General features: G+C 46.1%; 10 protein-coding genes. 5 read left to right on the forward strand and 5 right to left on the reverse strand.

Annotation, left to right across the window (positions count from 1 at the left end; translation table 11 throughout):
- Positions 1-52: 52 nt before the first annotated feature.
- Positions 53-1,048, reverse strand: a complete 996-nt coding sequence (locus JK130_RS04265; protein ID WP_218352981.1) for a GlxA family transcriptional regulator — start codon at positions 1,046-1,048, stop codon at positions 53-55.
- Positions 1,049-1,211: 163 nt separating this feature from the next.
- Between JK130_RS04265 and JK130_RS04270 the strand changes: the two genes are divergently transcribed.
- Positions 1,212-2,216 carry an NADP-dependent oxidoreductase gene (locus JK130_RS04270; RefSeq protein WP_218352982.1) on the forward strand — a complete coding sequence of 335 codons (1,005 nt, stop codon included), beginning with the start codon at positions 1,212-1,214 and terminating at the stop codon, positions 2,214-2,216.
- 9 nt (positions 2,217-2,225) lie between these two features.
- Complete coding sequence (locus JK130_RS04275; protein WP_218352983.1) at positions 2,226-2,987, forward strand: SDR family oxidoreductase; 762 nt, start codon at positions 2,226-2,228, stop codon at positions 2,985-2,987.
- A 359-nt stretch (positions 2,988-3,346) separates the two neighbouring features.
- Here JK130_RS04275 and JK130_RS04280 read toward each other — a convergent pair whose 3' ends face one another.
- Positions 3,347-4,537: an amino acid aminotransferase gene (locus JK130_RS04280; protein ID WP_218352984.1), complete on the reverse strand. Its 1,191-nt coding sequence runs from the start codon at positions 4,535-4,537 to the stop codon at positions 3,347-3,349.
- A 115-nt stretch (positions 4,538-4,652) separates the two neighbouring features.
- Positions 4,653-5,420, reverse strand: coding sequence for an NRDE family protein (locus tag JK130_RS04285; RefSeq protein WP_218352985.1), 768 nt, complete (start codon positions 5,418-5,420; stop codon positions 4,653-4,655).
- A 216-nt stretch (positions 5,421-5,636) separates the two neighbouring features.
- Between JK130_RS04285 and JK130_RS04290 the strand changes: the two genes are divergently transcribed.
- Positions 5,637-6,878: a cystathionine gamma-synthase family protein gene (locus JK130_RS04290; RefSeq protein WP_218352986.1), complete on the forward strand. Its 1,242-nt coding sequence runs from the start codon at positions 5,637-5,639 to the stop codon at positions 6,876-6,878.
- A gap of 145 nt (positions 6,879-7,023) precedes the next feature.
- Here JK130_RS04290 and JK130_RS04295 read toward each other — a convergent pair whose 3' ends face one another.
- On the reverse strand, positions 7,024-8,748 hold the full coding sequence (locus JK130_RS04295; RefSeq protein ID WP_218352987.1) for a M1 family metallopeptidase: 1,725 nt from the start codon (positions 8,746-8,748) through the stop codon (positions 7,024-7,026).
- 495 nt (positions 8,749-9,243) lie between these two features.
- Here JK130_RS04295 and JK130_RS04300 point away from each other — a divergent pair, with 495 nt between their 5' ends.
- Positions 9,244-11,745 (forward strand): S9 family peptidase, encoded by a 2,502-nt coding sequence (locus JK130_RS04300; protein ID WP_218352988.1) that lies wholly within the window; start codon positions 9,244-9,246, stop codon positions 11,743-11,745.
- A gap of 75 nt (positions 11,746-11,820) precedes the next feature.
- Here the strand turns inward: JK130_RS04300 and rrtA are convergent, their stop codons facing one another.
- Positions 11,821-12,408: a rhombosortase gene (gene rrtA / locus JK130_RS04305; RefSeq protein WP_218353088.1), complete on the reverse strand. Its 588-nt coding sequence runs from the start codon at positions 12,406-12,408 to the stop codon at positions 11,821-11,823.
- A gap of 87 nt (positions 12,409-12,495) precedes the next feature.
- Between rrtA and JK130_RS04310 the strand changes: the two genes are divergently transcribed.
- Complete coding sequence (locus JK130_RS04310) at positions 12,496-13,260, forward strand: enoyl-CoA hydratase (protein WP_218352989.1); 765 nt, start codon at positions 12,496-12,498, stop codon at positions 13,258-13,260.
- The last annotated feature ends 40 nt before the right edge of the window (positions 13,261-13,300 follow it).

Below are 13,300 nucleotides of genomic sequence, written 5' to 3' on the forward strand. Positions count from 1 at the left end.
TCACAGATTTTTTATATCATATTTTCACTATAAATTTTTGCAATGAGTTTATTTATTGGTTTTCTACTAAAGCAAACTTGGCCCGATACTGTGAAATTGAGCATCCCGTATGGCGTTTAAATAAGCGCGAAAAAGAACTGGCATCTTCGTAGCCAATCTGGGGCAAAAGACTATCTAATGTACAGCGGGTGGTTTCAATGAGCTTACGTGCGTGATCGACTCTTAGCTGCTGCAAATAATAACCGGGTGAGAGACCTGTTGCTGCTTTAAACCGCCGCGTAAGCGTTCGGGTGGTAACATTAAATTCAGCAGCCAGTGCCGGTAATGCGACTAAAGTGTTCAGGTGGCCCATCATATAAATTTGAATATCTTTGACTAATTCATCCTGATGTACCGTTTGGCGTCTTGAGCCGGCATACAAGCTCTGATTATAGCGGGGTAGATCCAGGACATGAGCTTTAGCCGTTTGCCGGGCAACCTCGGCGCCGGCGTAGCGCTCGATTAACAGCAAGGCCAAATCGAACCAGGCCATGCCGCCTCCAGTGCAAAAAATATTGTTGTCAATAGTATGTAATTTTTCGCTTTGTAAATCGACATTTGGGTACTTATGTTTAAACGCACTGGCAAAGCCCCAGTGTGTAGTTGCGGCCTTATTCTCAAGTAAGCCTGCCTGAGCAACTAAAAATACGCCTGTGCAATTAGCGGCAATATCAACCTGGGCTAAATGAAAGGCGCGCAGCAAAGGATAAAGGCATTGTTCGTTAGCCAGCACCCGGTCAATGTTCGAGCCAATTGAAGGGATCAGAAGCACATCAGGCTGGTCATTTGCCCTTAGTGCGCCATCGGCTTTTAAAGTAATGCCGTTTGAGCAATGTATATCGCTGCCGTCGGCTGAAAGTAGCCGCACTGAAAATACCGGCTGGCTTGGCTGATGATGAATGTTCTGCCAGGTCACGCCGGCCTGAGCAAATAGATCGACCACCCCGGTGATGGCGCTTGACAGCGCATGGTCAAAGCCATAAACCACGACATTGGCGGGGCTATTCATTACTGTTTCTCATAATCGCTTATAACACAGAAAAATGTATGTCCTAATTAACCATAATTGTGTCATTTTTGACAATCATTTGATGGTCAGACCTGTGTCACAATCTATTTACATACTAAAACCCTTTGACCCGGGCCTTTACTATAAAAAGGAAAAAACAGCGATGAAGAATATTCAATGGTTACTGGCAGCCCGCCCTAAAGGCGAACCGACACGTGGTGACTGGAAGCACAACGAAACGCAAACCCGTTCACCTGAAAAAGGAGAAATACTGGTTAAGGTAGAGTACATCTCACTAGACCCGGCAATGCGTGGTTGGATGAACGAAGGTAAATCGTATATTGAGCCTGTGGAGTTAGGTGATGTAATGCGTGCCGGTGCGGTGGGAGAGGTAATCGAATCAGGCGATGATAACTTTAGCGCAGGCGATAAGGTGTACGGCAGCTTTGGGGTTCAGCAATACGCTACATGTTCAGCCCAGGGTGTACATAAAGTGGACCCTGAGCTGGCACCGTTAGAGCGTTATCTGGGGGTTTTGGGCATGCCCGGTATGACCGCCTATTTCGGGCTGCTAAAAACGGGGCTTCCAGAGGCAGGCGAAACCGTTGTTGTCTCGGGCGCGGCTGGCGCAGTCGGCAGTGTGGTGGGCCAAATTGCAAAAATTAAAGGCTGCCGGGTGGTCGGCATCGCTGGCGGTAAAGAAAAATGCGATTACGTGATGTCTGAATTAGGTTTTGATGCCGTTATAGACTACAAAAACGAAGACGTGAAAAAAGCGTTGCGTAGTACCTGCCCAGATGGCGTAGACGTGTACTTTGATAATGTGGGTGGTGAGATTCTGGATGCGGTTCTTACCCATATTAATTTACGGGCACGTATCGTAATCTGCGGGGCCATTAGCCAGTACAACAACACTACCGCAGTGAAAGGGCCGTCTAACTATTTGTCACTGCTGGTAAACCGAGCCCGTATGGAAGGTATCGTAGTGTTTGATAATATTAAACACTATGGTGAAGCAGCGCGTGATATGTCAGGCTGGATTGGCCAGGGTAAACTGAAAGCCAAAGAGCACGTGGTGGAAGGAATAGACACCTTTCCGGACACACTGATGATGCTGTTTCGTGGTGAGAATTTTGGCAAGCTGGTTTTAAAAGTAAACCATGATTAAGGAGTGACTATGAGTCATCTTTTTGATTTAACTGGCAAGGTAGCATTAGTCACAGGCGCCAGTCGCGGTATTGGGGAGTCTATTGCTCATTTGCTCGCCCGGTACGGAGCTCATGTTATTGTTTCCAGTCGCAAGCAGGAAAGCTGCGAAACCGTGGCCGCTGCTATTCGAGAGCAAGGCGGGAAAGCCTCTGCTATGGCCTGTCATGTGGGGGAAATGGAACAAATTGAATCAATTTTCAGCCTGATCAGACAGCAACACGGCCAATTGGATATTCTGGTCAATAACGCGGCGGCTAACCCGTATTTTGGCCACATTCTTGACACCGACCTGGCTGCTTTTCAAAAAACGGTGGATGTGAACATTCGCGGGTATTTCTTTATGTCGGTAGAGGCCGGTAAACTAATGCGCGAACAAGGGCAGGGCGTCATACTCAACACTGCCTCGGTTAATGGGGTTGTACCTGGCGATATGCAGGGTATTTACTCTATAACCAAGGCCGCAGTAATTAGTATGACCAAATCGTTTGCCAAAGAATGCGGCAAACACAACATCCGGGTTAATGCATTACTTCCGGGGCTTACCGATACAAAATTTGCGTCTGCGCTAACCAGTAACGACAAAATTTTAAAGTCCGCATTAACACAAATTCCATTAGGAAGAGTGGCTCATCCTGATGAAATGGCCGGAACCGTACTATATCTGGTTTCTGAAGCATCCAGCTATACCACCGGAAGCGCAATTACCGTAGATGGAGGTATGCTAGCCTAAGCGTTTGGGTTGGCTGAAAATCTGAAAAAAGACGCAATAATGCGTCTTTTTTGTTCGCTCTGAATACATATTAACGCTTAACCGGACTTACAATTTTGATAGCATCAACCAATGTTAAATATCAGATGCGCTATACACATCAGCCACGGGTTAATAGCCAGTACTAACGCAAGGTGCTTATCGTCGCTCACAATCGAAATCTTAATTGGAGCAGGCACACCAATTACATTTAGTGAAATGTGGGGCCAGCCATCGTATTTATAATATTAAGAGGGATACAGGCGCTGAACGCGCCCGGTCACTTGGTGTGAAACGGTTTTAAAAGGGCCGACGTTATAGTTAGCCCTTAACCATACTATTTACAAAACCGAGACCAAAGCTTTGGCCAGTGTGTCAACATTTTGCTGATTAATGCCGGCAATGTTGATGCGGCTGGACTCAACAAAATAAACACTGTGTTCACGACGAAGCTGTAAAACCTGCTCGGGTGTAATACACAAAAATGAAAACATCCCTTTTTGCTCATTAATAAAGCTAAAGTCTTGCTGAGCACCATTAGCTTCAAGTTTATCTACCAGCATGGCGCGCAAGCTTTTCATACGGTTACGCATGCTATTCACTTCACTGACCCACTCTTGCTTTAACGCTTTGTCAGACAAAATAATATCTACCAGAGCGCCGCCATAACTTGGTGGCATAGAATAAGACTCACGAGCTACAGATTGTATTTGTGACTGTGCAATTTTTTTGATATTGCTGTTTTCGGTGATAATAGCAGCCAGGCCCACACGCTCACGATACAAACCAAAGTTTTTGCTGCACGACGCGGCAATAATCACTTCAGGAAGATTCTCGGCAAGCAAGCGAATGCCATATGCATCTTCGTCAATACCGTCGCCAAAGCCTAAGTAAGCGACATCAAGAAATGGCAAAAAGCCACGTTCCTGAGCGAGCTCTAACAGGGCATCCCATTGCTCGTTGGTTAAATCAGCGCCGGTAGGGTTATGACAACACCCATGCAGCAGCACCACGTCGCCTTTACCGGCTTCTTTTAACTTATCCATCATCGCATCAAAACGAATACCTGCTTTGTCTTTACTAAAGTAAGGGTACGTTTCAAGGGCAAGGCCGGCCGAGCCAATCAGTGGGATGTGGTTAGCCCAGGTAGGATCGCTAACAAATACGCGGGCATCTTTGTTACAACGAACCAGTAACTCAGATAATATCCGCAGCGCACCACAGCCGCCGGGCGCCTGAACAGCGGCAATACGGTCAGCCATAAATACCGGGCTTTTAGCGCCCAGCAAAAGCTCAAGCATATTATCGATATAACCCTGGTTGCCCTGGGGGGTGATATAGCTTTTGGTATCTTCGCGGCCTTGTAAAATAGACTGGGCCTGAGCTACCGATGAGAGAATAGGCGTATTACCTTTTTCGTCTTTATAAACACCGACACCTAAATCAATTTTTACGCTGCTTTTATCTTCTTTATAAGCGGTAGACAAACCAAGAATAGGATCTGGATTTAATTGGGGCAATACTTCAAACACGATAGTTCCTCTCAATGCGCGAATTATAAGCGGGGCAGGTATTATGCCACCCATATAGGAAAATACGAGTGTTAATGGAGATTTAATCCGCCAGACATTGTCTGCGGTTCACCGCTTAGCTGAATTGAAACAACGCGTTAGCCTGATCAACCTGTTTACCGCTGGCATCGAAGGTTCTTTCAAACCAGCTTGCGCTGCCGTCGCGTTTAATCAGTAGCAGTGTTGATGAACGGGTTCCGTATTCTTCAGACTGGATAAATATAGGCGAAAGGCGTTTTTCCCACGCTTTGTCGATACCTGTGTCGGGCAACATATCATCGGGTGCTACGGTCGAATCTTTTAGCAAAGAAAACAGTCTGTCTTCGGTAACGGTCTTGGCGCTGCTGCAATACTCACTGATGGCGCCCACGCCGCGAGACACTTTTGGCCAGGGCGCGTTGAGAGTAGCATTAGACAAACCGTGCACACCATCAGTCAACTGCTCATTTTGTAAAGAGTGGTTGTTAAAGACATAAAGGTTTTGCCACGTCCCATACAATAAATTAAAACCATTGTACTGACTTGCCTGTTGCGTTAATTGCTGTTGATGTTGAATGTCTGAACCCTGATTCAGAAGATAATTAACGACTAACTCGCCGCGGGAACGAGCCGAGCTATCTTCGCTGTCTGGTTTTCGGATATTGGTAAGCGCAGCAATACGGCCACTGCGGGTTACGCCCATCCAGGTGCCCCCGGCTTTAAGATCTTTACCCGCGAAAATCGGAGGGTGAGAGCTCCAGATATGGGAGGGTAGTGTGGGGCGGTTATTAAACTCATCCCGGTTGGCAGCAATGATTAAGGGATAATCTTTGCGTTGCCCCTTAGCAATAAAAAGAATACACATAGCGGCAATACTTCTCCTTTAGCCTAGTGCGTGATTCTTATAGGTTTACGTTTTTAATACGGATCAACCAGGAGTGGTCGATAATTACTCACACTTTAGTTTTCATTACGCTGTTTGTAAGTCAATCATGCATCTAAATAAACGGGGGTGTCGCAAAATATAAAAAAAATGTGCTAACGTGACGCTCAATAATAATGCTTTTTACTGGAGTATATTTTGAGTAAGCAGGGCTTTACTACCCGCCAGATTCACGCCGACCGACGCTTAAATAAGCCCGCTAATGGCGCCGTGCACACACCGGCCACCACCTCAGTTTTATTTGAGTACACCGATGCCCAAGACATTATTGATGTATTTCAGGGTAAACAAGCGGGTCACGTATACGGACGCTCATCCACAGAATCAATGCAGGCGTTGGCAAACCAGATAAATGATTTGGAACAAGGCGTAGGTGCTGTTTGTTTTGCTACTGGTATGGCCGCCATCAGCGCTGCTGTTTTGTCGTTGTTTAAGCATGGCGATCATATCATTGTAAGTCAGTATCTGTTTGGAAATACCCGTAGCCTGATGAATACTGTGTCAGATCTGGGCATACAGATTAGCTTTGTAGATGTCACTTCACTTCAGGCTATTACCGAAGCCTATCAACCTAATACTCGGGCGGTGTTTACCGAAACCATTGCTAACCCGGCCACTCAGGTTGCTGATATTCAGGCTATCGGGCGATATTGCAAAGAACGCGAGATTCTGTTGATTGTTGACAATACCATGACCCCGCCGCCGTTGTTTAATGCAAAAGCGTCAGGTGTAAGCTTAGTGGTGTGTTCGCTAACCAAATATGTTGCCGGTCATGGGCATGTACTGGGCGGCGCGGTAATTGATACAGGCGAGTTTGACTGGTCAGGTTTTAACAATATTTCGCCTGCTTATCAGGTGGCTGATTGTACTCAATGGGGTTTAACCCAGATCAAGAAAAAAGGTCTGCGCGATATGGGTGCGTCGCTATCGAGTGAGGCAGCCCACAAAATTGCCGTGGGTATGGAAACCCTGGCCTTACGAATGCAGCGGGCGTGCAGTAATGCCAAAGAACTTGCGTTGTTTTTACACAATCACGATAAAATATCCCAGGTTTACTATCCCGGCCTTGCCGATCACCCTCAACATTTTATTGCCCGCGAACAAATGCTTACGGGCTATGGAGCGATGTTGAGTATCGATTTGGCTGAGCATATCGATCCCATTGCCTTTTTAAACAAACTGGAACTTGTTATCTGTGCTACGCATTTAGGCGACACTCGTACACTGGCATTGCCGGTGGCACCGACCATCTTTTATGAAAGCGGACCACAGGAGCGGGCCCAAATGGGAATCAGTGAAAATATGCTCAGAATATCAGTAGGTATAGAGGATATTGAGGATCTGATTACTGATTTTACCCAGGCGCTGGCCAGTTTGTAATACGGTTTTTCCTGGTCGCGCCCATTGCGGCGCGACTGCCATTTAAACCCTGAAGTACTTATTATAAGCTCCCTCCAGCCAACCTTCATATCGCTTAACGCCAACCCCAGGTAAATCAAAAAACATGAACCATGCGAAGCTATCATTATTTCGTTTTGGCTTTCTTCTGATATTTTTTAAGCTCTTCAAAACGTGGTTGGTATCGTAAAACTCGGCTATGAGGGTCGATAATCACCGTATCGAGGGCACTAACCGACAAGGTGGTGGGTTGCTGCATAGACAGCGTTTGCAATGACCCGTTAATACTTATCTGTACCGGCATAGTAAACTGACTTTCAGCGCTTGTCTTCCATGACAACGTAAGTGTACTGGCGGTTCGCTCTTGTGTTAGTTCGGGCAGAGCCGCTTGATATAAGTAGGTTTCAAAAAACCAATTCAGATCTTTATCTGCGTGTTTGTTTACCAATGCGATAAAATCTTTAGTATTGGCGTGACGGGGTGTGATATTTCCTGGAGTGGGGTCAGACTGACCATATACCAGCTCTTGTACCGCCGCAAAAAAAGCCTCATCGCCAATATAATAACGCAGCGTGTGCATTACCCAGGCCCCTTTATAATACAAGTCGAGCCCGGGCCCTTTATCTTTGCTATACACTTCTTTTTCAGCTTTAATACGACCACTTACCAATGGGTACTTATTGTTCAACTGAGTACGAATTTTATTGAGATATGCAAAGTAAGCCACGTCGCCGTGGAGGTATTGAGCAAACGCGGGTTGCATATAAGTGGCAAGGCCTTCGTGTAACCACATATGATCCCAGTTGGTCGTGGTAAGCTGATTGCCAAACCACTCGTGAGCAAGCTCGTGTTGCATCAACCAGTCAAAGCCGTATCCATCTTTTTTGTACTGATTACCGTAAGCATTTATCGTTTGATGTTCCATCCCCAAATAGGGGGTCTGAACAATTCCCACCTTGTCGTTCGCAAACGGGTAGGGACCAATATACTGTTCGAAAAAACGCAGCATTTCAGGCAGTTCATCTAACAAAGTCTGCGCCTGTTTGCTATCACTGTCTGCTGAAGGCAGATAATAATAGGTCAGAGGATACTGATTACCAAACGCACTCTTAAATTGGGTTGATAGCCTTTTGTAAGGCGCTATATTCAAAGCAACGCCATAGGTATTGATTGGGGTATCTGAGTGCCAGTGAAAAGTATGCGCGCTTTTTTGTTGGGTGGTTTTTTGCAACGTGCCGTTGCTTATTGCCATTAAGTTTTTAGGCACCGTAATATGCACATCAAGTTGCTGTGGCTCGCCTGACGGCTGATCAATGCACGGCCAAAACAAATCGCAACCTTCGCTTTGCACAGTGGTAACCACCCAAGGTTGACCTTCGGCAGTTTTATCCCAAAGCACGCCCCCTTCCCACGGGGGATTTGAAGGAGTTCGTGGGCGCCCAAAGTATTGAATTTTCAATTTAAGTGGAAACGCGACTGCATTTTGCGGAGTAATGAGCAGCTGCCCATCGGGATTTTTGACGTTTCCTAACGGCACAGGTGAGCCATTTATCCAAACTTGCTCAACTTTAAAGCGCGTATCAAGATCTACCGATAAGGTTCGTTTGGGTCGGTTACTGTCTAATGTAAGCTCGCTAATGCCAAACAGTACATTGCGCTCAAAATCGAAATTGAACCACAATTCAGCATGATTCAGGGTGACCCCACGTTGCAGCGGCGGCATAAATCCGCCCGTTTTTAGTGTATAAGGGGTAGAAAGCTCTCTGGAAGGCTGCCCTTTAATTACGGGTTCGCGGGTTGCACAGGCGCTTAAAACCAATAATGAGATAAGCCCGGCTACAAATTTACGCATTAAAATTCCTGTCTGAGATGTACAGTACAAATTCAAAAATTGACATAATGACGTGCTTTTTACGCTGCGTACAGACTTACGCAACTATTCTTTGTTAAACCTGGTGAGAAATGCGATAAATAAATTTAGGTTCATGATAACTATAAGATTTATCAAATTAAATCCGTATTTTTTAAAGCATATTATAAAACTGCGAAAAAAATTGAACTTACGCAGGTTCTGGCTGACTAAATCTATGCTGCTAGCAATATTCTCTTTCATCTTTTGAAGAGATCTGTTTAGAGCAAGTGTGTGTTCCAAGTTGAGTGTGCTTGATTGCCCCGCTATTAGCGGGGCTTTTTTATGTCCTGATAAAAATAGCGCACCGTGAATACAGTAATAAATAATGGCTTTATGTAAGACGACTCTATCAACATTAAAGATGAAGCTTGACCAGCCCGAACATGGCTTGGGTATAATGAGGGTAAAACAACAAACCAAAAAAAGACCCAACCTATGAAAAAACTGACCAAACTGATGCTAAGTGCTGCTATTACCAGCGCCCTTAGTGCCTGTTCTTCCACCTCGGCGCCCGACTCACCAGCAACTGAAACATCAACGCAAGCTAGTGCCTCAACCCCGGCAGCGGTCATGCAACCTCAAGTGCCCGCATCGCAAGCCAGTAATAGCACGGTTCTGACCCTTGAAAAAATCATGTCAGACCCACAATGGTTAGGTCGCGCGCCCCAGCGGGCAGGGTTTTCTATCGACGGAAAAAGCATTGTTTACGAGCGTGAGAAAGTTGACAGCGACCTTAATACGGTTTTTGTAGCACCGCTAACAAATCCGGACAATGCTCAGCCGGCGCAGGACTCTGAGTTACACCGTTATCGGTTTGATGAAAAGGTTACCAGCAGCAATGGTGAAATCACTGCTTATCGCTTTAAAGACAGTGTATTTGTTCAGTTTGGCAATGGCCAACTGGTACAGCTAACGCGGGGTGGGGCGCGTCTGACACACTTGCAGTTTATGACTGATAATCGCTTAATGGCACGCTCAGGTAACAAAGTGGTGGCGATTGATTTGAACACAGGTCAGCGAGAGCAGCTTATCAGCTGGAAGTTCGCTGAAAAGCCACAACCGGTAGATGAAGCTGAAGACTTTGTGGCTCGCGAACAAATTTCGTTGATTGACTATGTGGCAAAACAGCAGGCCCAGGCTGAAGAAGCGGCCGAACAAGACCGCAAACTGGCCCGGGAAAGTCAGGCTGTGGCCCCTGAAACCTTGTATTTTGCCCCTGATCACAAGCTGGTAGCTGTGTCAGTATCACCTGCAGGTGACAAAGCGATAGTAGCCACTACCGCTGATAAACCATGGCGTGACGATACCGACATTATGCCTCATTATATTCAGGAAGATGGTCGGATAGCCTCAAAAGAAGTACGTCAGCGCGTGGCAGATGCCAAACCTGTAAATCACGAATTATGGATGGTAGATTTAGCGACGAACAAAAAACAGCCTTTATCGTTCAAAACATTACCCGGCTACAACGAAGACGTGCTGGCTGAAGAAAAAACCGAAAACGCAAAAGCGCGCGGCGAAACCTATCAGGTAAATCGCCTGGGTCGGGATATAACCCTGTTAGAAAGCTGGTACTGGACTAATCCGTCTATCCGGTGGCACTCTGAGGGTAAGGCGGTCGCGGTAATGTTAGAAGCCTGGGACAATAAAGATCGCTGGATAGCCACGGTCGATTTGCAAAATAGTCAGTTAACCAGTCAGGCGCGTCTGCACGATGACGCCTGGATCAATTATCGCTATAACCAGTTTGGCTGGCTAAACAACAGTGAAACTCTTTATTATCAGTCTGAGCGCTCAGGTTATTCGCACTTGTATCTGCAAAAACCGGGCGAGGCGGCTACCGCACTTACCGAAGGCCAGTTTGTCACCGACGACCCGACACTAACCAAAGACGATAAATATCTTTACTACAAAGCCAACAAAAAACATCCCGGCGTGTACGAGATTTATCGTGTGAACCTGCAAACAGGCGAAAACACTGAATTAACCCGTCTGAATGGCATGACTGACTATACGCTGAGTCCGGATGAACAGACACTCTTGCTCACGCACAGTAAAGTTACCCGCCCTCCAGAGTTGTATATTAAGCCAGCAGACTCGCGCACAACCGCGAAAAAAATTACCGACACCATAAGTGATGAATTTTTGGCTAAACCGTGGAGCGTACCTAAAGTGGTCGCTATTGAGTCAAGCAACACTGCGCAGCCTATTTATGCCAGAGTGTATTTGCCAGAAAATTATCAACAAGGTGAGCCCCGCAAAGCGGTAGTGTTTAATCATGGAGCCGGCTATCTGCAAAATTCGCATTTAGGCTGGTCAGGATATTTTCGCGAATTCATGTTTCACAGTATGTTGGTGCAACAGGGTTATGTCGTACTGGATATGGACTACCGGGCTTCAGCCGGTTATGGGCGCGACTGGCGTACCGCAATATACCGCGACATGGGTCAACCCGAGGTTGAAGATTTAAGAGACGGTGTGAATTGGCTCGTAAACAATGCGAATGTGGACAGGCAGCGTATTGGTACCTATGGCGGCTCTTATGGCGGATTTTTAACATTTATGGCTATGTTCAAACAGCCTGACTTGTTTCAAGCCGGGGCAGCACTTCGCCCTGTAACAGACTGGGCCCATTATAATACGCCCTATACCGCCAATATACTGAACACCCCGGATATTGACCCTATAGCGTATCGTCGCAGTTCACCTATCTATTTTGCTGAAGGTCTGGAAAAACCCTTACTGATTAACGCACCTATGGTAGACGATAACGTGTTTTTTGTAGACACGGTAAGGCTGGTGCAAAAGCTCATCGAACTTGAAAAACAAGACTTTGAAACAGCGATTTATCCGGTTGAACCTCATGGGTTTGTTCAGCCGAGTTCATGGCTTGATGAATACCGTCGTATTTATAAACTTTTTGAAGAAAACCTATAATCGTCTGTTAAACAAAACGCCGGCAGAAAGACTGTCGGCGTTATTATTTAATAACATGGGTGACACATAAGTTATTTATTTGGCGGGTTTTCTAAGACCGTACATAGCAAAAAATAATACCAGCCCGCACACCGCCCCATAAAGATGAGCATCGGTTGCCACCTTTGCCTGAATCAGTTCGGCAACCGAACTACTGCTACCGCCCAGCTGTTCATAAACAACCTTTGCCGCTACTCCTGTTAATAGCAGCCAGCCTGAACGTACCCCCGAAGCAATATCCATACACGCACCCCAGACAAATACCCCGTGCAGTGCCCCCGATAAACCCACATACCAGATTAAATCTGGCGAGCCTATATAAATAGCGACGCTGGTACCCAGACAACACCAACCAAATACCTTTAAAAACCGCAAAATACGATAATGTTCAGCATGTAATAACCATAACAAACCAAGACCGCCAAGGTTTAATAGTAAGTGATAGCCATTGGTATGAACTAAATTACCGGTAAGCACACGCCAGGTCTCCCAACCTTGTAATGCGTACCGGTCGTAAGCAAGCCAGTCAGAGGCTGCCGGCTCCAAGAAAAAAACAATTATAGCGGTCAGGGCAATAATAAGCGGCCCCACGCTGTGTTTGGGTGATATGGGCAGTGTGATCATCAATGTGAATGATTTTTGATTTTGGACGATGCGGGCTATCATACAGAAAAACAATGAAAATAACCGACCAATCCCGTAGGAGCGTTTATGAGTCATGTTACTGAAAGTCAAAAAGACAAGGTTTTAACACTAACCCTGAACCGGGCTGATAAAAAAAATGCACTTACCCGGCATATGTATCAAAGCCTTGCTGATGCGCTGGTAAAAGCCAATGAGGATGAAAACATTAAGGTGGTTCGAATTGAGGCGGCAGGAGATTGTTTTACCGCCGGCAATGATATCAGTGATTTTGCGCAGCAAGATGATGGCCGACAAATTTCTGAAATATCGGCATTTATGCATGCATTAGTGGATTGCACTAAGCCAGTGGTAGCACAGGTACACGGCATGGCGGTGGGTATTGGTACAACGTTACTGCTGCACTGTGATTTGGTCTATGCTGCAAAAAATACCCGATTTATTTTACCGTTTATCAATTTAGGCCTGGTGCCCGAGTATGCTTCTAGCTATTTGCTGCCACGTTTGGCGGGCCGTCGCAAGGCCAGCGAATGGCTGATGCTGGGCGAACCCTTTAGCGCCCAGGATGCCTATGAAGGCGGAATTGTCACTGCGGTTCTGAATGAAGAACAGTTGGCTGAGCGGGTAGATAAAGTGTGCCAGTCACTGGCAGCAAAACCTCAATTTTCGCTTCATCATACAAAAAGCTTACTGAACTCGGATAAAGAAGCCATTGAACAACATATAAATGTTGAGCTTGATGTATTTTTAGAGGCAATGGACAGCGAAGCCGCCCGTGAAGCGTTTGACGCTTTTTTGCATAAGCGTCCGATAAATCCTGAAAAATTTAAATAAAGGAAGATGTGGCTTTGACACAGTCAAAAAAAATCATAAA

Source organism: Alteromonas lipotrueiana, assembly GCF_019249245.1.
Classification (GTDB): domain Bacteria; phylum Pseudomonadota; class Gammaproteobacteria; order Enterobacterales; family Alteromonadaceae; genus Alteromonas; species Alteromonas lipotrueiana.